18 protein-coding genes are annotated in these 20,495 nt (G+C 43.0%); 4 read left to right on the top strand and 14 right to left on the bottom strand.

Annotated features, from left to right (window positions below; all coding sequences use genetic code 11):
- Positions 1 to 14: 14 nt before the first annotated feature.
- The 7 genes from C6Y03_RS07085 to C6Y03_RS07050 all read right to left on the bottom strand — a co-directional run bounded on the left by C6Y03_RS07085 (position 15) and on the right by C6Y03_RS07050 (position 8,296).
- On the bottom strand, positions 15 to 860 hold the full coding sequence (locus C6Y03_RS07085) for an aldo/keto reductase (protein WP_034659979.1): 846 nt from the start codon (positions 858 to 860) through the stop codon (positions 15 to 17).
- Positions 861 to 929: 69 nt separating this feature from the next.
- Complete coding sequence (locus C6Y03_RS07080; RefSeq protein ID WP_034659981.1) at positions 930 to 1,799, bottom strand: ROK family protein; 870 nt, start codon at positions 1,797 to 1,799, stop codon at positions 930 to 932.
- Between the two features lie 63 nt (positions 1,800 to 1,862).
- On the bottom strand, positions 1,863 to 3,878 hold the full coding sequence (locus tag C6Y03_RS07075; protein WP_034659982.1) for a Na+/H+ antiporter: 2,016 nt from the start codon (positions 3,876 to 3,878) through the stop codon (positions 1,863 to 1,865).
- 321 nt (positions 3,879 to 4,199) lie between these two features.
- On the bottom strand, positions 4,200 to 4,811 hold the full coding sequence (locus C6Y03_RS07065; protein WP_003212961.1) for a trimeric intracellular cation channel family protein: 612 nt from the start codon (positions 4,809 to 4,811) through the stop codon (positions 4,200 to 4,202).
- Between the two features lie 146 nt (positions 4,812 to 4,957).
- Positions 4,958 to 5,371, bottom strand: coding sequence for a disulfide oxidoreductase (locus C6Y03_RS07060; RefSeq protein WP_060597297.1), 414 nt, complete (start codon positions 5,369 to 5,371; stop codon positions 4,958 to 4,960).
- A complete protein-coding gene (locus tag C6Y03_RS07055; protein WP_060597713.1) occupies positions 5,368 to 6,054 on the bottom strand; it encodes a DsbA family protein in 687 nt (228 codons plus the stop codon). Before C6Y03_RS07055 ends, C6Y03_RS07060 begins: the two co-directional genes overlap by 4 nt.
- 142 nt (positions 6,055 to 6,196) lie before the next feature.
- The gene (locus tag C6Y03_RS07050; RefSeq protein WP_106039078.1) at positions 6,197 to 8,296 is read right to left on the bottom strand and encodes a heavy metal translocating P-type ATPase; all 2,100 of its coding nucleotides are present in this window, start codon (positions 8,294 to 8,296) and stop codon (positions 6,197 to 6,199) included.
- 428 nt (positions 8,297 to 8,724) lie between these two features.
- Here C6Y03_RS07050 and C6Y03_RS07045 point away from each other — a divergent pair, with 428 nt between their 5' ends.
- The 3 genes from C6Y03_RS07045 to C6Y03_RS07035 are packed head-to-tail and all read left to right on the top strand — an operon-like array spanning position 8,725 to position 11,292.
- Positions 8,725 to 9,468: a metal ABC transporter ATP-binding protein gene (locus tag C6Y03_RS07045; RefSeq protein WP_106030495.1), complete on the top strand. Its 744-nt coding sequence runs from the start codon at positions 8,725 to 8,727 to the stop codon at positions 9,466 to 9,468.
- Entirely contained in the window at positions 9,468 to 10,340 is an 873-nt protein-coding gene (locus C6Y03_RS07040) for a metal ABC transporter permease (protein ID WP_106039077.1), read from the top strand. Before C6Y03_RS07045 ends, C6Y03_RS07040 begins: the two co-directional genes overlap by 1 nt.
- Positions 10,341 to 10,353: 13 nt before the next feature.
- A complete protein-coding gene (locus tag C6Y03_RS07035; RefSeq protein WP_106039076.1) occupies positions 10,354 to 11,292 on the top strand; it encodes a metal ABC transporter substrate-binding protein in 939 nt (312 codons plus the stop codon).
- 37 nt (positions 11,293 to 11,329) lie between these two features.
- Here C6Y03_RS07035 and C6Y03_RS07030 read toward each other — a convergent pair whose 3' ends face one another.
- Positions 11,330 to 11,878 (bottom strand): hypothetical protein, encoded by a 549-nt coding sequence (locus C6Y03_RS07030; RefSeq protein ID WP_034659988.1) that lies wholly within the window; start codon positions 11,876 to 11,878, stop codon positions 11,330 to 11,332.
- 88 nt (positions 11,879 to 11,966) lie between these two features.
- Between C6Y03_RS07030 and C6Y03_RS07025 the strand changes: the two genes are divergently transcribed.
- The gene (locus C6Y03_RS07025; protein ID WP_106039075.1) at positions 11,967 to 12,575 is read left to right on the top strand and encodes a TetR/AcrR family transcriptional regulator; all 609 of its coding nucleotides are present in this window, start codon (positions 11,967 to 11,969) and stop codon (positions 12,573 to 12,575) included.
- Between the two features lie 16 nt (positions 12,576 to 12,591).
- Here the strand turns inward: C6Y03_RS07025 and C6Y03_RS07020 are convergent, their stop codons facing one another.
- The 6 genes from C6Y03_RS07020 to C6Y03_RS06995 form a co-directional block, all read right to left on the bottom strand.
- Entirely contained in the window at positions 12,592 to 13,524 is a 933-nt protein-coding gene (locus tag C6Y03_RS07020) for a response regulator (protein WP_066030411.1), read from the bottom strand.
- The gene (locus tag C6Y03_RS07015; protein WP_060597303.1) at positions 13,521 to 14,837 is read right to left on the bottom strand and encodes a sensor histidine kinase; all 1,317 of its coding nucleotides are present in this window, start codon (positions 14,835 to 14,837) and stop codon (positions 13,521 to 13,523) included. The genes C6Y03_RS07020 and C6Y03_RS07015 overlap by 4 nt, the downstream gene beginning before the upstream one ends.
- A 116-nt stretch (positions 14,838 to 14,953) precedes the next feature.
- On the bottom strand, positions 14,954 to 16,399 hold the full coding sequence (gene aspA / locus C6Y03_RS07010; protein ID WP_060597304.1) for an aspartate ammonia-lyase: 1,446 nt from the start codon (positions 16,397 to 16,399) through the stop codon (positions 14,954 to 14,956).
- Positions 16,400 to 16,415: 16 nt separating this feature from the next.
- Positions 16,416 to 17,693 carry a cation:dicarboxylate symporter family transporter gene (locus C6Y03_RS07005; RefSeq protein ID WP_003213370.1) on the bottom strand — a complete coding sequence of 426 codons (1,278 nt, stop codon included), beginning with the start codon at positions 17,691 to 17,693 and terminating at the stop codon, positions 16,416 to 16,418.
- A gap of 175 nt (positions 17,694 to 17,868) precedes the next feature.
- Positions 17,869 to 17,997, bottom strand: a complete 129-nt coding sequence (locus tag C6Y03_RS19480) for a hypothetical protein (RefSeq protein ID WP_262982397.1) — start codon at positions 17,995 to 17,997, stop codon at positions 17,869 to 17,871.
- On the bottom strand, positions 17,994 to 20,429 hold the full coding sequence (locus C6Y03_RS06995) for a heavy metal translocating P-type ATPase (RefSeq protein ID WP_106039074.1): 2,436 nt from the start codon (positions 20,427 to 20,429) through the stop codon (positions 17,994 to 17,996). Before C6Y03_RS06995 ends, C6Y03_RS19480 begins: the two co-directional genes overlap by 4 nt.
- Positions 20,430 to 20,495: the final 66 nt, after the last annotated feature.

The raw sequence follows: 20,495 nt of genomic DNA, 5'->3' as shown, positions 1-20,495 counted from the left end.
AGGATTTTTTTCATTTATTCAAACCCAACCGTCATCGTCTCTGGATTCGAGCCGACGCGCTCGTTATTGTTTAACGCATCGATTTTTTCCATGTCTTCTTTGGATAGTTCGAAATCAAAAATATCTGCATTTTGTTTAATGCGTTCTTCGTTGATTGATTTAGGAATCGTCACGACGCCGCTTTGCAGATCCCAGCGCAAGATGACTTGCGCAACAGATTTGTTGTAGCGTGCAGCAATGTCCTTCAATACGTCATGATCTAATAGCTTTCCTTGCATCAGCGGAGACCACGCTTCAATTTGAATGCCTTTTTCTTTTGCGTATTGACGCAGTTCGACAAGTGTCAGTTTCGGATGAAATTCAACTTGGTTCACGGCTGGAACAACCTCAGCATCTTTTAACAGCTCTTCTAAATGCTGAATGTAGAAGTTGCTGACGCCAATGGCTCTCACTTTCCCATCCTTGTAAAGCGTCTCAAGCGCACGCCATGTGTCTTTAAATGTATCTGCATTTGGGCCAGGCCAATGAATCAAATAGAGGTCTAAGTAATCAAGACCTAATCGATTCAAGCTTGCGTCAAACGCAGCCAGCGCTTTGTCATAGCCTTGATCCGTGTTCCATACTTTAGACGTAATGAACAAGTCTTCTCGTTTCACGCCAGATTCTTTAATCGCTTTGCCTACGCCTGTCTCATTTTTATAAACGGCAGCCGTATCAATACTGCGGTATCCGTTTCGTATGGCTGCTTTTACGGCATCTACCACTTGATTGCCGTCCTCCACTTTGAATACACCTAAACCAAACCAAGGCATTTCCACTCCGTTATTCAGTGTTACGGTATCATTCAAGCTTTTGACCATTTTAACAACCACCTTTTTCATAGATTCCATCTTTTTCATTATCTCACGTTGTCCATTAAAACTCTATTATCAGGCGTTTTTCTTCGCTTCGATGGCTAACAGCAAAGCACCTGTCATGCCGGCCTTGTCCTCAAGTCCAGGAGAGACAATGTATGTATCAAGCGGCGGCAGGTCTACATAATCATTGAGATAAGCAGCAAGCTTCTCTCGAATCAGTGGAAACAGCTGCTTTTGCTTCATGACACCCCCGCCCATCATGATGCGCTCTGGGCTTAAAATGAGCGAGTACTGCATCAGCGCCTGAGCCAAATAATCAGCTTCAAGTGCCCAAACTGATTCTTCCTCCGTGAGCTCTTTGGCAGATTTCCCCCACCTTTTCTCAATCGCTGGGCCAGCTGCCAGTCCTTCTAAACACGTCCCATGCGCTGGGCAGACTCCTTCAAACGGGTCTGATTCATGCTGCCTGACAAGGATGTGCCCCATCTCTGGGTGCGAATGACCGTGAAGAAGTTCGTTTTTTACAACAGCGCCAGCACCGATACCCGTACCGACCGTGATATACATACAGCTATTCAGCCCTTTGGCTGCTCCTTTTGTTAATTCACCTAATGCTGCCGCATTTACATCTGTTGTAAAAGATACTGGGACCCGTAATTGCTTCTCTAGCTCTGGAATGAACGGGTAATGCTTCCACTCTACTTTCGGCGTGTTCATGATATAACCGTAAGAAGGATCGTCTTTTTGAACACAGATTGGTCCAAAGGAGCCGACCCCTAATGCTTCAATGTCATGCTGCTCGAAAAATGGAATGAGCTTTTGTAATGTTTTTTCTGGGTGCTCTGTTGGAATCGTCATTTCCTCGAGAATGTCCCCATGCTCATTGCCGATTGCACAACAAAACTTTGTACCGCCAGCTTCAATTGCTCCATAATACGCCATCATTGATCTCCCCCTGCTTGTTCTCTTTCTTCATCATAAAACATAGGGGAGAAGATCACAACATTACGTATTAGTCAGGAGAACAGCTTCCATGTCATTGATATACTCCCTTAAATGATGGGCAATGTCACGATTGATTTCACCATCTTCATACAGAGTTTGAATTTCATTTCGTATTGTCTGTACAGCTTGGAAGTTAAGCTCTTTTTTCTTCCGGTCAAATGAACGGTCTTTTTGCTGAAAGAAGCTTGGACCGTGTTCACATCGATAAATGACTTGGTTGTAAAAACCAATCACTTGATGACACGTTTGTTTATTTTCATCGGTCATATGCTGTTTGATCGAGTCCACAGCAGCCTCAGCCGTTTTCTTACGGATTTGTTTGTACGAGCCCTCGTTTTCTAAAATGCCGCTGGAAACGTGCTGATTCGGCCGCCATAATTGGAGCCATTGAAGCAAGCGCAGAAACTTCACTTTTGAAAAACGGATTTTGAAGGAGTTTGAATACAGCATTTCTAGCTCATGAAATCTTTCTTGCAGCTCATAGGCTTCTTCTTTATCGATTTTCTCTTCCTCAATGAGCTGTTGCAGCTTCATCTGCTCAGCTTTGATTCCGTGCAGCCTGATCTTTCTCTCTTGTTTTCTCATCCCGAATTGATACGGTTCACGCTGGATATTGCGCAGCTTCATTCGGTAATCATTGATGAGTGCAAGAGACACTTCCCTATTGTCTTCATTCATTCCTTCTCTTAAGGTTTTAATGGCACTTCTTAGCAGCTTCCGTTTCGCATGCTGAATCTTTGTATCCAAATCCACAGCGATTTGCTTGTCTTTTTTCTCAGATAAAAGAGGCAGTAACACACTAGCTAAAATGAGTGTACATAAGATGACGCCTGCTGCGAGGAAAATAATCAAATGCCGTTCAGGAAACGGTGATCCGTCCGCAAGTGTAAATGGGATGGAGAAGGCACCGGCTAATGTCACAGCCCCACGAACACCAGAGAATGTCATGAGCATCGAGGCGCGAAGCTTCGGTTTTTTCACATTTTGCTTTTTCGTTGCACTCCAATTCCCTGCCCAGAACAGCCATACCCATAAGAACCTCAGGATCATAAGACACAGCGTGATGATTAAGATGTAACTGATGACCTGCATATTATTAAAGGCTTCATCCTGGAAAATGACCGTCGATACATCAGGAATCTGCAATCCAAGGATAACGAAAACAAGTCCGTTTAAAATAAATAAAATAATATTCCATGTGTTTGATGAAGCAATTTGCAGTTTGGCTAAATTTGCTTCCATTCGATCCTGCTCAATAGCGTGTGTCACACCGCCAGCAACAACCGCTAAAATACCGGACACACCGATTTCTTCCGCTGCTAAATAGATGACAAATGGTGTAAGAATTTGCAGGATGATGTGCATCGTGACATCGTCCATTCCTAGACGGCGGAGGAAATAGCGAAAACGAATGATAAAAAAGGATAGAATAAATCCAGTCAATAGACCACCTGCGGCAATCAGAACAAAGCTAAAGGATGCCTCAGCAATCGAAAAAGCGCCAGTCACTGTTGCAGCAATGGCAAATTTAAAGGCGACAAGTCCTGATGCATCGTTCATCAATCCCTCGCCTTCCAGCAGTCTCATGATACCCTTTGGCATGTTCACACGGCTGGAAAGAGCACTGACTGCTACCACATCTGTCGGTGATAAAATCGCTGCAAGCGCAAATGCGGCTGGAAGCGGAATGCTTGGGATCATCCAATGGATGGTATATCCTGCTACAATGACTGTCGCAAATACTAACCCTAGGGCTAACAGAAGAATCGGCGCTCTTAATTTCCACAGCTCGTCCCTTGGGGTACGCTTCCCGTCATTAAATAACAGCGGCGCAATGAATAAAACGAAGAATAGTTCGGGATTTAAAGAAATATGTAAACCTGAAGGAAAAGCCGCCACCAATATTCCTAAGCCCACTTGAATTAACGGGACTGGAATAAAGGGGACAAAACGATTGATAATATTAGATGATGCGATGAGTGCTAGTAATACAAGCACTGCCAAAAAAATCTCCACTAGTACGTGTCCCTCCTATTTCAATTTTTTCGTCAAGTTTTGCTTACATGCAAAGATGTGTTCATTCCATGTTGATTCATCCGTCCGATCATAGGTGCTTCTTTAGTATTCCGCAAAATGTGAAACCAACACATAACAATCCATCTAGGCAAAAAAAGCTGAATCCAGATATTCAGCCAGCTGACAAAATTTTCATCCCATGTATTGTTCCAATGATGAACAAAAAGACCCTGCTTTTATTTTACACGAAAACTCCATTACCTGCTGACATCCAGCTCGTATCAAACACAAAAAAAAGAGCGAAACCGCTCTTTTCTCGTTTTACCCTTTATTTAGAAAATAAGACCTAGCGGGAAGCCGCCATTTGAATAGGTAGGAACAAACCCTGCATACGACAAGGATGAGAAACAGCAAATACAAAGCAATCTCTCCTTGTGCTAAACCGAGTCCTACGAGTAAGCCGCCAAGTGCTGCCCAAACTGCGTAAATCTCCGCTTTTAGCACAAGCGGCTTTCGCCCTGCCAATAAATCACGCACAATTCCGCCTCCGCTTCCAGTCAAAATGGCTGCCACAATGACCGCACTGAGCGGAAGCTCTCTTTGCACAGCAAATAATGCACCTTGAATCGCAAACGCTGCTAAACCAATCGCATCCGAGAAATTCCCCCATGTGCTCCAGTGCTTGAGCAAAAGCTTTGGAAAAAGAAACACAATCGTAATGGATACAAGAGCAATGGTAAACATTTTGCCCTGTGACCATAAAGCAGACACCGGAAGACCGATTAATAGATTTCGAATCGCTCCACCGCCAAATGCTGTCACAATCCCTAAAATGTACACACCAAGAATATCGTACTCTTCCTCCATTGCTACTATCGCACCACTAATGGCGAATGCGATAATACCAATGATACTTAAGACTTCCCATGCCATTTTCCGCTTATCTCCTTACATGATCTGATCATCTAACACTACTCCCTTAATGTATATCTGACATAAGCGAAAAGCAATACAAATTTTCTTTAAATTTTATCTTTTTGCAAAAATAAAAAATAGCCCGCTTAAAAGCAGGCTATCTCTCAATCTTCTTTTGCATTTAACAGCAGCATACTGAGGATGATAAGAATAAATGCAATGAGAGCCAATAGTGGAATGGTAATAAAACCAAACCAGTTCAGATAATCAACGGAACAAGGAATGCCGCTTAAGCAAGGACGAATCGACGCAAAGCCCGGGATCTTTTGTTCCATATAATGATAGATGGAAAAGCCAGCACCGATCACAGCCAAAGGGAGTACGTAATACTTCACTTTGACATCGCCCCGGAACGTAGCAATTCCAAGTAAGAGCACGAGCGGGTACATGAAAATGCGCTGAAACCAGCACATATCGCATGGGATAAACTTCTTTATTTCACTTAAATACAGGCTGCTCATCGTCGCAACGATAGAGACAATCCAAGCACTGTATAAGTAAATGAGCTTATTCTTCATGATTTTTTCCCTTTGAGCTCTTGATCAATTAATTCTTTGATTTCATCATAGTCATAAAAGTTTTGAACTTGTTTATTGTTAATCAAAATCGTTGGTGTTGAATTCACTTTATATTTGTTCACAAGCTGATCGTCTGTGTTCAGCTGCGGCTGATACGTTTTCTTTGATAAGTTATCTTTGAGTTTGTCCGTATCAATTTTTGTTGTCTTTTTCGCTAGTTCAGTCAGCTTAGCAGGCGTAACCCATTCTGCTTCACTATCTGGCTGTGCTTGATAGACAGCTTCATGGAATGCCCAGAAGTTTTTTGGATCTTCTTTCCACACTTCTTCAGAAGCTAGTGCTGCTAACACTGCGCCATCTCCATGAACAGGCAGTGGTAAATTAATAAATGAAAAGGATACATCGCCTTTATCTATGTAGTCTGCTTTCAGCTTTGGGAAAATGTCTGTTTCAAATGATTTACATGACGGACATTTGTAGTCCCCAAACTCAACGACTTGCACCGCTGCGTTTTTGTCCCCTATGACAGGCTGTCCTTTAATCGAAGGCTTACTGTCAACTGTTTGTGCTTCTTGGCTGTTCTTGTTCCCAATCACAACAAATAGACCGATGAGAAGAGCTGCGATGATGGTTAAAATGACAGCAAATTTAATGGATGAAGATTGATTATTTTTCTTACTCACATAAGCACCTACCTTATCTTTTTCATTCCTTAAAAAAGAAAAAGGATAATAGCTTAGAAAAATGCCATTATCCAACTTCTTCTATTTTAACAAGAGGGGGTCGATTATGAAAGATGGTATTCATGAAATTTTCCTTACAATTTTATTTCATGACCCTCATGGCATTTAAAACAGCGAGTACGGTGACACCGACATCCGAGAAGACGGCTTCCCACATGGTCGCAATACCGAATGCACCGAGTAATAGGAAAATGCCTTTGACACCAAGGGCAAATGCGATATTCTGCCATACAATCCTTCTTGTTCGTTTCGCGACAGCGATGGCTTCTGCTACCTTTGATGGCTGGTCCGTCATGATGACGATATCAGCTGCTTCGACAGCTGCATCCGAACCAAGCCCGCCCATTGCAATTCCTATGTCCGCTCTTGCTAATACAGGTGTATCATTAATGCCGTCCCCAACAAATAACAGTTTTTCTTGAGGCGCTTTTTTCTGATCAATTTCTTCTAATTTCGTTACTTTATCCTGCGGCAATAATTCTGCATGTACTTCGTCGATACCAATTTGCTTGGCGACCGCAGTTCCGACTTGCTTAGCATCACCAGTGAGCATGACGGTTTGAATACCAGACGCTTTTAGAGCAGAAACGGCCTCGATTGCATCATCCTTCAATTCATCTGCAATCAAGATCGATCCGGCAAACTCACCGTTAATCGCCATGTATACAACAGTTCCACTTCTTTTTTCTTTTTCATACGCAATGCCTTCTCGCTCCATCAGGCGGTGATTTCCCGCTAAGACGTGAGAACCGCTGATGGTCGCTTTAATTCCATGTCCCGCGATATCCTCATATGCTTCAATCTGGCTTTCATCAAGCGGTGAGCTGTACGCCGCTTTAATCGATTCTGCAATGGGGTGAGAGGAATGGGCTTCTGCTAGTGCTGCAAAAGAAAGCAGCTCTTCTTCTGACCACTTGTCACTGGCTGTGGCAATATTGGTCACTGTAAAGTTTCCTTTTGTAAGCGTGCCTGTCTTATCAAATACCGCATATTTCACAGAATTCAATGCTTCTAAATAGTTACTGCCTTTGACAAGGATGCCTCGTTTAGACGCTGCCCCAATTCCCCCGAAAAACCCTAATGGAATGGACACAACAAGAGCACAAGGACAAGAGATCACGAGAAAGACAAGTGCCCGGTACACCCAATCAGACAATTGTGCTGATGGAATAAGAAGTGGCGGCACAAAGGCAAGCAATAAGGCGAGCACCACGACAGCCGGTGTATAATATTTTGCAAACTTTGTGATGAAATTTTCTGTCTGTGCTTTTCGGCTGCTTGCATTCTCAACCAAATCTAAAATTTTCGTCACTGCCGATTCGCTTAACTCTTTTTGCACTTCAATTTCAAGTATACCGTTTTGATTCACAAATCCTGCAAGAACTTCTTTTCCCGCTTCTACATCCCGCGGCACCGACTCCCCTGTTAATGCGGATGTATCAACAAGCGAGAAGCCTTCGATAACGAGCCCATCCAGCGGAATTTTTTCACCAGGCTTCACGACAATACGGTCACCGGCTTTTACTTCTTCTGGATTTACTTTTTTCGTTTCATTTCCGACTTTTAGATTCGCGTATTCTGGACGTATATTCATTAATTCACTTATTGAACGTCTTGAACGGTTCACTGCCGCCCCTTGGAAGAGCTCTCCAATTTGGTAAAAGAGCATGACAGCCAGCGCTTCAGGGTATTGCTGAATGACAAAAGCACCAACCGTTGCAATCGTCATTAAAAAGTTCTCATCAAAGACTTGACCTCGCACAATATTTTTCAGCGCTTTAAAAACCACATCACCGCCGACTAGTAAATATGCTGCGAAGAACATAATGAACTTTAATACACCATCTTCAGGTATAAAGAAAGCTGCTGTTCCAATGACTGCACCGCCAATTAATTTCAGCACAATCGTTTTTAAATTTTTCGTCCCATGATCATGATCGTGATGATGTCCTTCTTCTTTCGATGATACACTCACATGAGGTTCAATGGACTGAACGGTTTTTTCAATGCGCTTTGACATCGTTTCTTGCTTATCTGCATGCGTAACAGTCAATGTGCCTGTCGCAAAATTAACAGAGCAAGCTTCAACACCATCCATTTTGCTGACACCTGTTTCTATTTTACGTGCACAGTTGCCGCAATCAAGACCGCTTAATACGTATTCATCCTTCATCTTTTTCATGTTCTCACCTTTTTCTATATAAGTAGCCTTCCCTGATTCAATCAAACCTATCAGCTGCTGTGGATATTATATATGAGCACATATTCATATATTGAATTATCTTTATTATATGAGGAGTTCTGATCAGCTGTCAATCATTTATAAGCAAATGTTTGGTTTTTTTATGCCCAATCCTGCCACATGGATTTTCAATAATCCAAGCTCATGTCCCCCGCTCCCCGCATAACATAAAAACGATCGTTTGACCTCTGACAGAAAAAGTGCAGCTTTTCTCTTTACAAAAGAAGGACATACACTTAGAATGAAATAAAAGTTTCCCTAAGGAAACAAATTAGCATTAGAGAATCATTTCATCCTTTAGTCAAAATTATTTAATGTATGCATATATCTTTAGGAAGTGCAATGATGATTGAAAGGGGCCGCAAGACATGCCAAATGCTTTAACAATCGACCGTCTTCATGTCTCATATCACGGGCAGGATGCATTAGAGAACATCTCTCTTTCCATACAGGAAGGAACGATGACAGGAATCATAGGTCCAAATGGTGCCGGTAAATCGACTTTACTCAAGGCATGTTTGGATTTAATTGAAAAAGACCAAGGGGATATTCGCTTTTTTGAACAGCCCTTTAAACAAGTCAGAAAACAGATCGCCTATGTACCACAGAGAAATGATCTAGACTGGACGTTTCCTATTCATGTGCTGGATACCGTGCTACTTGGAACATATCCGAAGCTTGGCCTGATGAAACGTCCGAAAAAAGAAGACCGGGCATATGCGTACCACTGTTTAGAAAAGGTCGGTATGCAGGACTTTGCCAAAAGACAGATTGGTGAGTTATCCGGCGGTCAGCAGCAGCGTGTCTTCCTTGCAAGAGCACTTGCGCAAAACGCACAGCTCTTCTGTTTGGATGAACCGTTTGTTGGGATTGATATGGCCAGTGAAGAAACGATGGTTCGCATTTTGCAAGAATTACGGGATGAAGGAAAAACCATTTTGGTTGTCCATCATGATTTAAGTAAAGCCGATGATTACTTCAGCCACCTCGTTCTGTTAAATAAAAAACTCATCAAAGCTGGACCTGTACACGACATCCTTCGCCCAGAGGTCATGCTGGAGGCATATGAAACGCAGCTACCATTCTTAAAAACAGCAGGAGGAGACGTGTAATGGAATTTTTAACCGGACTCTTTGAATATGCGTTTTTACAAAAAGCGTTATTTACATCCGTCATGGTAGGCATTATTTGCGGGGTCATTGGCTGCTTTATCATTTTACGGGGCATGGCCCTGATGGGAGACGCCATTTCGCATGCAGTGTTGCCAGGTGTCGCCATCTCTTATATGCTGGGAATTAACTTTTTCTTCGGGGCCGTTTTAACTGGAGTGTTAACAGCGATTGGGATCGGATACGTGAGTCAAAACAGCCGCATTAAAAATGACTCTGCCATCGGCATTGTCTTCACCGCCTTTTTCTCAATCGGAATCATTTTTATCACATTTTTGAAAAGTTCCAGTGATTTATATCATATCTTGTTTGGAAACGTCCTAGCTGTTCGGTCATCTGATATGTGGATTACACTTGGCATCGGCATTTTTATCCTGCTGGCTGTTATCGTTTTCTACAAAGAACTGCTCATTAGTTCATTTGATCCGGTCATTTCTTCGGTTTACGGTTTACCGAATCGAATGATCCATTATTTTCTCATGACCTTGTTGACCCTTGTGACCGTTGCGTCACTGCAAACTGTTGGGATTATTCTTGTCGTTGCCATGCTTATTACGCCGGCAGCCACTGCTTATCTCTTAACAGACCGGCTATGGATCATGATTTATTTATCTGCTTTTTTCGGTGCAGTTTCTGCCGTCGTGGGACTTGGGCTTAGTTTTACGTATAACTTGTCGTCTGGCGCTTCTATCGTGCTGGTCGCGACCATTTTATTCGGGAGTGCCTTTATCTTTTCACCAAAGCAAGGAATTCTATGGAGATCATTAAATTCTAAACGAAAACGAACGCAGCTAAAAAAGGAAGCGTCTATGTAAAAGGAGGACATATATGAAGAAGGTATTTGCAATCCGTTTGATCGCAGTATTCATTGCCCTTGTGGTCATCGCAGGCTGTTCTACTAAACAAAATAATTCCGGCAAAGATGACGGCACATTAAAAGTCGTCACGACCTACTCCATTCTTTATGACATTGTGAAGGAAGTAGGCGGAGAGCACGTCTCTATTCACAGCATTGTTCCCATTGGTACAGACCCACATGAATTCGACCCACTGCCAAAGGATGTTCAGCATACAACGGATGCAGACCTTGTTCTATATAATGGCTTAAACCTTGAGACAGGGAACGGCTGGTTTCAAAAGCTGCTCGAATCGAGTGGCAAGGATGGGGATGATGCACCTGTAGCCGAACTAAGTAAAGGCGTCAAAGTAAAGCACTTGTCTTCAAAAGGACTCGAAAGCCAGCAGGACCCCCACGCCTGGCTGAATGTCGAAAATGGGATTCTTTATGCTCAAAATGCCCGGGATGCGCTTATTGAAGCGGACCCTGAGCATCAAGAGGATTACGAAAAAAATACAGAAGCCTATATCAAAAAGCTTCAAGCGCTTCACGATGAAGCAAAAGACAAGTTTGATCAGCTGCCAAAAGACAAAAAGCTCCTTGTGACAAGTGAGGGAGCCTTCAAGTATTTTGCAGATGCCTATGGACTGAAAGCAGGCTACATTTGGGAGATCAACACAGAAAATGAAGGAACACCTGGACAGATGAAGCGCATCATTCATTTTGTCAAAGATCATCAAGTGCCTGCGCTCTTTCTTGAAACAAGTGTCGATCAACGCAGCCTTGAAAGCCTATCTGAGGAAACCGGGGTTCCGATTAAAGGAAAAGTATTCACTGACTCTATTGGAAAGAAAGGTGAAGACGGAGACAGCTACTATAAGATGATGAAATGGAATATTGACACCATTTACAAAGGGCTTTCATCATAAGAAAAGACAGGCGGAGTGATTTCGCCTGTCTTTTTTATTAGCTGGCTATATTTTGCGGGTGTTTTTTCGGCCAGATCACATAGCTAATGCTAATGACGAAATCAATGGCTAAGACCATCCCCCACACACCGGCGAGCTGCATCAGTGATTCCGTTCGTTCTGGTGCTTGTATGAGATAGGATAAACCAAATAGCAGACCAGCTCCGATGACATAAGAGACGAAATGCCGCGTCCAGCTGACCATTTCATACACTGACCGTTCCTTCCCGTACTTAGGTCTTCCCTTCGGCTTAGGGCCTCCTGCAAATCGATAAGCAAACCGAGCATCTGCCCATTTCACCATTTGATGTCCAAAGGCGAGACTCACCCCAATATAAACAGCCGCAAGCCCGTGGATGACACTCGCCACAGCCCCTTGCCTTAAATCCATATAAGTAGCCGCAAGAAGGATTAGATCCAAAATCGGCGTACAGACCAGAAAGAAGGCGCCCCACTTTTTCTGTCTAAATACATAACGCAGTGTTAAACCCACCAGAATAAACAGCCAAAAACCAATTTCACATGCCACAATCAATAACCCGACCAATTTTCACCACATCCTTTTTAACACAATTGTATTAAATAAAAATAACACAACTGTGTTAAAAAAACAATAGCTGTGCTAAAATCAATGTATGCCAAAAATCGTCGATCACCATAAACAAAAACAAAAAGTCGCTCAAGCTGCCATGAGAGTGATTAAACAGGATGGATTGGAAAACGCTTCTGTACGAAAAGTAGCGGTAGAAGCTGGTATTTCAGCGGGCTCTATGCGTCATTATTTTTCCACACAGCAAGAGTTATTTCTTTTCTCTATGACATTGATTCAGGAAAGAGTCAAAGAGCGTATTACAGGACTTCAGCTTAATGGTTCAACGGAAGAAAATGTCCTCGCGTTATTGGAACAGGTTCTTCCACTTGATGAAGAACGAAGATTTGAAATGGAGGTGTGGCAGGCTTTTACAGTCAAGTCGCTGACTGAACCAGATTTACAGCCGCTCAATGCAAAGATGTATGACGAGCTTTTCCAAACGACCCAATATTGTTTAATGAAATTAAAAGAGGATGGGCTTTTGCTTGATCATATCGATCTTTTAGTCGAAACTGAGCGGCTTTATGCGGTCATCAATGGGCTTGCATTGAATGGAATCTTGCAGCCTCATCGTTTACCGCCTGAGCTCTTACGCTCCGTGCTGCAGATGCATCTGCAATCGATCACCAAAAAAGACATGTCTCCCTCATGAGGGAGCATGTCTTTTTTTAATCTTCCATAAAAATACGTTTTGCTTCATAGTAGAGCACCTGCACAAATTTCTTCACATTGATACGAGTATGTTCTTCTCTACCGCTCGTCTCTTTTGTTAATTCACTCATTTTCTTTCGCACGATGGTGAAATCAAAGAATTTAGATGCGTAATTTTCAAACGTTGGATGAGAAAAATCAGTTAACCCAAGTGATGCGATGTGTTTCAAAGATTGGTTGATCGCACGTCTTACCCGCTGTTCCGCTGCCTTCGCTTCTCTTGCAATGTCTGCTGATGTGTACGGCTCATTTAATTTATCCTCCGTGATTCCGGTAAAAATGATCTTTAAAGAAGGAAAGGAATCGTGATGATCGGTATGCAGCGCTACATACTGATCTGTGAAGAGAATCATATCTAATAAATCTTTAGACCCCTTCTCACCGACAATCCCAAGCTCCGCCAGCAAGAACTGACCTGCCTCTGCAAGACTTTTCCCCCGCTGCTTCGTTTTCGTCTGACCGCGCTGCTGAAACTGCATGACGGATTTGAGTGAGTGCTGAATGTTTTCAATTGAATGCTCTAAATGAAGACGTTCAATCATGAGATGGAGCACGCTTAAGACCTCTACACGATTGATTGGCTTTGTCACATAATACTCAACACCAAGCGTATACGCCTGGCCGATTAATTCCTTTGTTTCTACCTGCGACAGCATTAAGTATTTCCCATGAAACTCATCCTTAATGGCTCGAATCGTTTCAAGACCGTCTCTTTCCGGCATCAATAGATCAATACATAAGATATCAATGTGCAAATCATTTAAGTAGCTTGCCGTTAACTCTGCGCCATCCTCTGCTTCCCCTGCGACAATGCCAAGCTCTTCATCTTCAATGAGCTGAGCCAGTGAAGAACGCACGGCTTCATCATCATCAACAATAAAAAATCTCATCTCCCAATCCCCTCTTTTCTACTGACTTGATCCACTGGTATCGTTAACGTGAAAATCGTTTGTTTATTTGGGATACTCTTCATCTCAACACTTCCGCCAAGCTTCTCCGCTGTATCCTTCACATAGGAAAGCCCGATACCGCTTGATGGATTCCCAGCCTGGTCGTATTTTAAAGTAAAACCGGGTTTAAAAATCACATGATGATTACGCTCTTTAATGCCAGGCCCGTTGTCACTGATTTGAAAGATCACCTGGTTCTCTTTCTGTGAAATAGAGAGTGACACCTCTCCATCCACTGGAATGGCTTCGACAGCATTGGAAACGATATTATTTAACAAAGATAGAATGGTATACACGTGATAGGCGGGATGCTGCCCATCTTCATCATAATGAAAGACAATGTTTTTTTTAAGAGATTCTGCGTAATTTTCATGGATACGAATCACAAGCCCAGCAATATGGGCAGGACTTGCATAAGCCTGGAAATTTTCTTCATGAATCAGCTTTGATAATGCAGAAAAAATCCGCTGGTTATCCTTTTTGATCTCATGTACCTCTCCTGCAATTTGCAGGGCTGTTTTTCCGAGCTTTTTCAAATCCAATGATTCTGTATCCTTTGCGTGGTGCAGGGATTGATACAATTGATAGGATGTCGCTGTAATGTGCTCAGCATGTGCAAGTGTTTTATGAAAATATGTAGATTCCGTGTAAAGGTTAGACAGAAGCATCAGCAGATGTTCCTTTTCCTTTTTCATTTGACGCTCTCTCGCCTGCTCTTCATATAATCGAATCATTGTATAACAAGCCAACACGAAAAAGCTTCTGAAAATCGCCAAAACAAAAAGTTGAAACAGCGTCCGCATCGTTAAAATTTCATCGATGGTGCCACGAAGTGCAATCATCTCAACAACGCTCGCACACAGTTCCATGATGATGCCTGTCGCACCAATCAGCCAAGGCTGATCGCGGAAACGTCTGACCTGTAATAAATAAAAGAGCGTGCCATAGACGACATAATAAAGCAGGGAAGGAAATCTTAATGAAACCGCCTCTTCCAGCGGAAGATGACCTGTGACGGCTGTATCAAGAAGCACGCGAAACGCAAAAACAGATACCCCTGCAATAATACCGCTTGCCCATGCCGGGAATTTTTTCATTTGAAGCAGGATAAAGAAAAAGACAACGGTTCCAAAGCTGACCCGAAAGCTGTCCTCAAATGGATAAAATTTAAACTCTCCGCCAATCGGTGTCAGTACAATGAGCATCACAATTAAATAAGGCTCTGTATTCAGCCATTTTTTTAGTAGATTCAAACGCAGTCACATCCCTAATAATTGACGATAGTATACTATGTGAGCTTGAGAAAAACAAACATCCATGAAAAAGCGCACACCGGAACTTTGTCGGTGTGCGCTTCTCATGATGCCGCTTAATCTTCTAAACGATCCTTTTCTAAAAGTGATGCGCCAGCAATACCTGGTTTGGTCATTTCAAAAGGATTCAAGATGACGTCAAGCTCTTCTTCTGTTAACACATCATTTTGCAGACAAAGCTCACGTACAGATGCGCCTGTAAGAATCGCTTCTCTTGCAATTCGTGCAGCAGCTTCATAACCAATATGCGGATTCACCGCTGTCATGACACCAGCACTTCTTTCTACATATTCTTTTAATCTTGTTTCATCTGCTTTTAGATCACGCAAGCAGTTGTCCACGAAGGATTCGAATACATTTTTCATCATGCTGAGAGATTGCAGTAAGTTGAATATTAAAACTGGTTCCATGACGTTCAGTTCAAGCTGACCAGCCTCTGATGCAAGACAGATCGTGTGGTCATTTCCGATCACTTGGAATGCCACTTGGTTCATGACCTCAGGCATTACTGGGTTAACTTTCCCTGGCATGATAGATGAACCTGGCTGTCTCGGCGGCAGGTGAAGCTCACCAAAGCCTGCTCTTGGACCTGATGCCATCAAGCGAATATCATTCGCCATTTTGGACATATTCATCATACATACTTTCAGTGCAGCTGATACTTCTGTATAAGCATCCGTATTTTGCGTGGCATCGACTAAGTCTTCTGCTCCAACTAACGGTAATCCGCTAATGTCAGATAGATAGCCAACCACTTGGCGAATATATTTAGGATCAGCATTTAAGCCAGTTCCGACTGCTGTTGCTCCCATATTAACTTCATATAAATGCTGTCTAGACTGCTTGATACGTTTAATATCACGAGCAAGAACCTTTGCATAAGCACTAAACTCTTGACCAAGTCTGATTGGAACAGCGTCCTGAAGATGCGTACGCCCCATTTTAATGACATGATCGAATTCCTGCGCTTTTTCCGTCATGACTTGATGCATGTTTTCCATCGTATAAAGTAGTTTTTCAATCATATTCAATGTTGAAATATGAATCGCTGTTGGGAAAACGTCGTTTGTTGACTGCGACATGTTCACATGCGTGTTTGGACTTAGCTCAGTATAAGCGCCTTTTTCCTTTCCTAGTAGTTCAAGCGCTCTATTTGCAATGACTTCATTGGCATTCATATTCATTGAAGTGCCAGCCCCGCCTTGAATTGGATCGACAATAAATTGGTTGTTCCATTTTCCTTCAATAACCTCATCTGCGGCTTGAACAATTTTTTCTCCAAGACCAGAATATAGTCGCTTTGTATCCATATTTGCAAGTGCGGCTGCCTTTTTGACAATCCCTAATGCTTTGATGAGTTCCTCATGAACATGGTAGCCAGTAATTGGAAAGTTCTCTACTGCACGTAATGTTTGAATTCCATAATACGCTTGAGTGTCTACTTCCTTTTCACCTAGAAAGTCTCGTTCGATTCGAACTTGCTTGTCCTGTAGCTTCGTCATTTGAAAAGATCTCCTTTTACGCTGCTTTTGTTTGTTGTTTTAATTCCTCAATATACTTCTTCGATTTCTCTTGATCAAAAACTTTTTCCCACTTAGACATGACAATGGCTGCAAGTGAGTTACCAAATACGTTAACAGTTGTACGAACCATGTCAAGTATACGGTCGATCCCAACGATGAAGGCAAGTCCTTCAAGCGGCAGTCCCATTGCACCAAGTGTTGTGATGACAACAACGATTGATGCACCTGGTACACCAGCCATTCCTTTAGATGTCAGCATCAAGATTAATAGTAACGTAATTTGCTCATAGATGGAAAGCGGCATGCCGTACATTTGTGCAACAAATATGGCGGCAATGGATTGATAGATGGCACTTCCATCTAGGTTAAAGGTGTAGCCTGTTGGGATAACGAACGACGTGATCGCTTTCGGGCAGCCGAACTTCTCCATTTTATCCATAAGTCTAGGCAGTACAGCTTCTGAACTTGCTGTTGAGAATGCAAGAATGATTTCTTCTTTTAGCACTCTAAATAGTGTAAAGACGCTTGTTCCAGCTAATTTTGCGATAATGCCAAGTACGACAATGACGAAGAATGCCATTGTACCGTAAACGACAAGTACCAGTTTACCTAGCGGGAGAAGCGCTCCGACCCCGAATTTGATCACCGTCACACTGATGAGCGCGAATACACCAAATGGTGCAAACTTCATCACTTTATTGGTCACCCAGAACATGGCTTCGAGTATACCCTCAAAGAATCCTAATACTGGTTTCCCTTTGTCTCCTACTGCGGCAATTCCTAATCCGAATAAGACTGTAAAGAAGATCGTTGGTAATAGATCACCTTCTGCAATGGATTGGAAAACGTTTGTTGGCACTAGATGCACAATGGTTTCAGAGAAACTCGCTTTTTCGGAAGAAGCTTTCGATGTCTCTTCATATTTAGAGATATCGCCTTTTTCCATGTTGCTCATGTCAATTCCTGTACCAGGATGGAAGACGTTTGCTGCAAGCAGTCCCACTGCTAATGCAATCGTTGTCACAATTTCGAAGTAAAGAATGGTTTTTCCGCCGAGTCTTCCGATGGTTTTCATATCCCCTACACCAGCTACTGCTACAATCAACGCAGCAATAACAATTGGAAGAACGATCATTTTAATTAAATGGATGAATATATCGCCAATCGGCGTTAACACATTAATAACGGTTTCATTTTGATAAAACAGCGCTCCCACGATAACACCCAGAACAAGTGCAATGAGTATTTGAGAAGCTAACCCTAACTTTTTCATACGTGAACCCCCTTTTTTTGATAACGCTTTCTTTGTTGCTTAATCGCATCTTAACGATGAACCTACAAAAAACGACAAAAAGGAACAAAAAGAAGTGAATTTTTTATGAAAAATCTTTTAAAAGGTGGGTTTTTCCACAAAATTGTTAAAAAAAGACTTCGCTTTTGGCGAAGTCTTAATGATGTTGCATTTGTTCACTTGGCGGTTCTTGATAAAATTCATCATACATAGCATATCCAATAAGAACAAGAGCAACATAGAACAATGCACTAATCGTCCAAATCCATTTGACATTCAGCTTCATTGTGCCACTCCCTCTCTAACCGGTTTCAAACGCTGCAATCTGAGCGCATTCAATACAACCGACACGGAGCTAAAGGCCATTGCTGCTCCTGCAAGCCATGGCGCAAGAAGTCCAAAAGCAGCTATCGGTATCCCAATGCAGTTATAAGCAAGCGCCCAAAATAGATTTTGCTTGATGTTTCTCATTGTTTTTTTACTAAATTCAAGCGCATCTGCAATGGCATGGAGGTCTCCTGTCATGAGCGTGATATCTGCTGCTTCCATGGCAACATCTGTCCCTGTTCCAACTGCCATCCCAATATTCGCTGTCGCAAGAGCCGGGGCATCATTGATGCCATCTCCGACCATGGCGACTTTCTTTCCTTGTTCCTGAAGCGCCGCAATGTGAGCAGCCTTTTCCTCAGGCAGGACTTCCGCAATGACATGATCAATGCCCGCCTGTTTCGCAATCGCCTCTGCCGTCAGCTTGTTATCACCTGTCATCATCACAACGTGAATCCCTTGCTCTTTCAGACGCTTGATAGCTTGAGGTGAGGATGATTTGATCGTATCTGCCACTGCGACAATGCCGGCGACTTCGCCGTCAATCGCGACAAGCATAGCCGTTTTCCCTTGCTGCTCCAGTAGTGTGACGGATGCTTCGACTTGATCATATGGGATATGATGTTTCTGTAATAGCTTACGCGTTCCAATCAAAAGCTTGTGTCCTGCGGCCTTTGCTTCAATTCCATGGCCTGGGTCTGCTTGGAAGGCTTCGATCTCGACCGCTTCAAGACCTTGTTCCTTCATTCCGTCTGTGATCGCTCTGGCAAGCGGGTGTTCCGACTGCTGTTCTGCCGATCCTGCTAGCTGAAGCAGCGTATCTTCTGTCCAATTGTCAGATACCATCACATCTGTCAGACTCGGCTCCCCTTTTGTCACAGTCCCTGTTTTATCTAAAACCACCGTGTCAAGTGATTGGGTCACTTCTAAATGCTCCCCGCCTTTAAACAAAATGCCTGATTCAGCTGCACGGCCGCTGCCAGCCATTATAGAGGTTGGTGTGGCAAGACCGAGCGCACACGGACATGCGATGACGATGACTGCGATAAACGTTTCAAGGGCTGACGTCACATTTCCTGGGTCAATAAGGAAAAACCATATCAGGAACGTGAGCACAGCAATTCCTACAACGATGGGAACAAATATCCCTGATATTTGATCTGCCATCCTTTGAATCGGTGCTTTTGAGCCCTGTGCTTGTTCTACGACTCTGATAATCTGTGAAAGGGCGGTCTCTTTCCCAACCTTTGTCGCTTTCACTTTCATAAACCCATTTTTATTGATGGTTGCCCCGATGACCGCATCACCAGCCGTTTTATCAACAGGCAGACTTTCTCCCGTAATCATGGACTCATCAATTGCGGTTGTTCCCTCCACGATCTCTCCATCTACCGGCACTTTTTCCCCCGGTTTGACAAACACAAGATCATTCACTTTTACTTCGGTAATAGGCACGGTCATCTCTTTTCCATCTCGCTCGATGACCGCTTCTTTCGCTTGTAGGCCCATCAGCTTTTGAATCGCTTCTGATGATCTCCCTTTTGCTCTTGCTTCCATTAATTTTCCGAGCACGATCAACGTAATAAGCACAGCACTTGTTTCATAATAGAGGGCTGCCTCATGTGTGCCTTGAACCGCTGACTGAATGCTTTCGTATAAACTATAGAAAAACGCTGCTGATGTCCCAAGTGCGACAAGAACATCCATGTTGGCACCTTTATTACGTAAAGCTTTATATGCTCCTACATAGAAGGGCCAGCCGACAATGAATTGAACCGGCGCTGCTAAAGCCAGCTGAACCCATGGATTCATGAACGCTTCTGGCAGCCAAATAAAAGACGTGAAGGAAAAATGGCTGACCATTGCCCAAAGAAGCGGCAGTGACAGGATCATTGAAAATAAAAAGCGTGCCGTCTGCTTCTCTATTGCTGCTTGGCGATGATCTTTCTTTCCTTCTTCTGCTTCGTCTGCAGCTGGTTCAATTAAAGAATATCCAATGGACTGAACCGCCTCCTTTATATCACTTGTAGACGTTTGGCCAGGGTGATACGTGACCTGAAGTGTCTCAAGCGCAAAGTTCACAGATCCGTGATCAACACCATCCATCCGGTTAATTTTTTTCTCGATTCGGTTGGCACAAGCCGCACACGTCATTCCCTCTATATCAAACTCTGCTTGTTCCATCACCACACCGTAGCCAAAGGATTGAATTTTTTGCTTCAGATCATCTGGTGTTAGTTGTTCTGTTTCATACACAATGTGAGATGTTTCCAGAGCTAAATTCACATTGGCATCCTCCACACCTTCCAGCCTGTTCAATCCCTTTTCGATGCGTCCTGCACAGGCAGCACAGGTCATCCCCGTAATTTGAAAGTCGATTTCCTTTTTCATTGATCTCACCTCTCCACATACTCCATAGGGGTATCTTTTTTTGAAAAAAATACGCGCTGACACATG

This window comes from Bacillus sp. LNXM65, assembly GCF_002998575.1.
Lineage (GTDB): Bacteria > Bacillota > Bacilli > Bacillales > Bacillaceae > Bacillus.
This window is presented reverse-complemented; position numbering and strand designations above follow the sequence as displayed.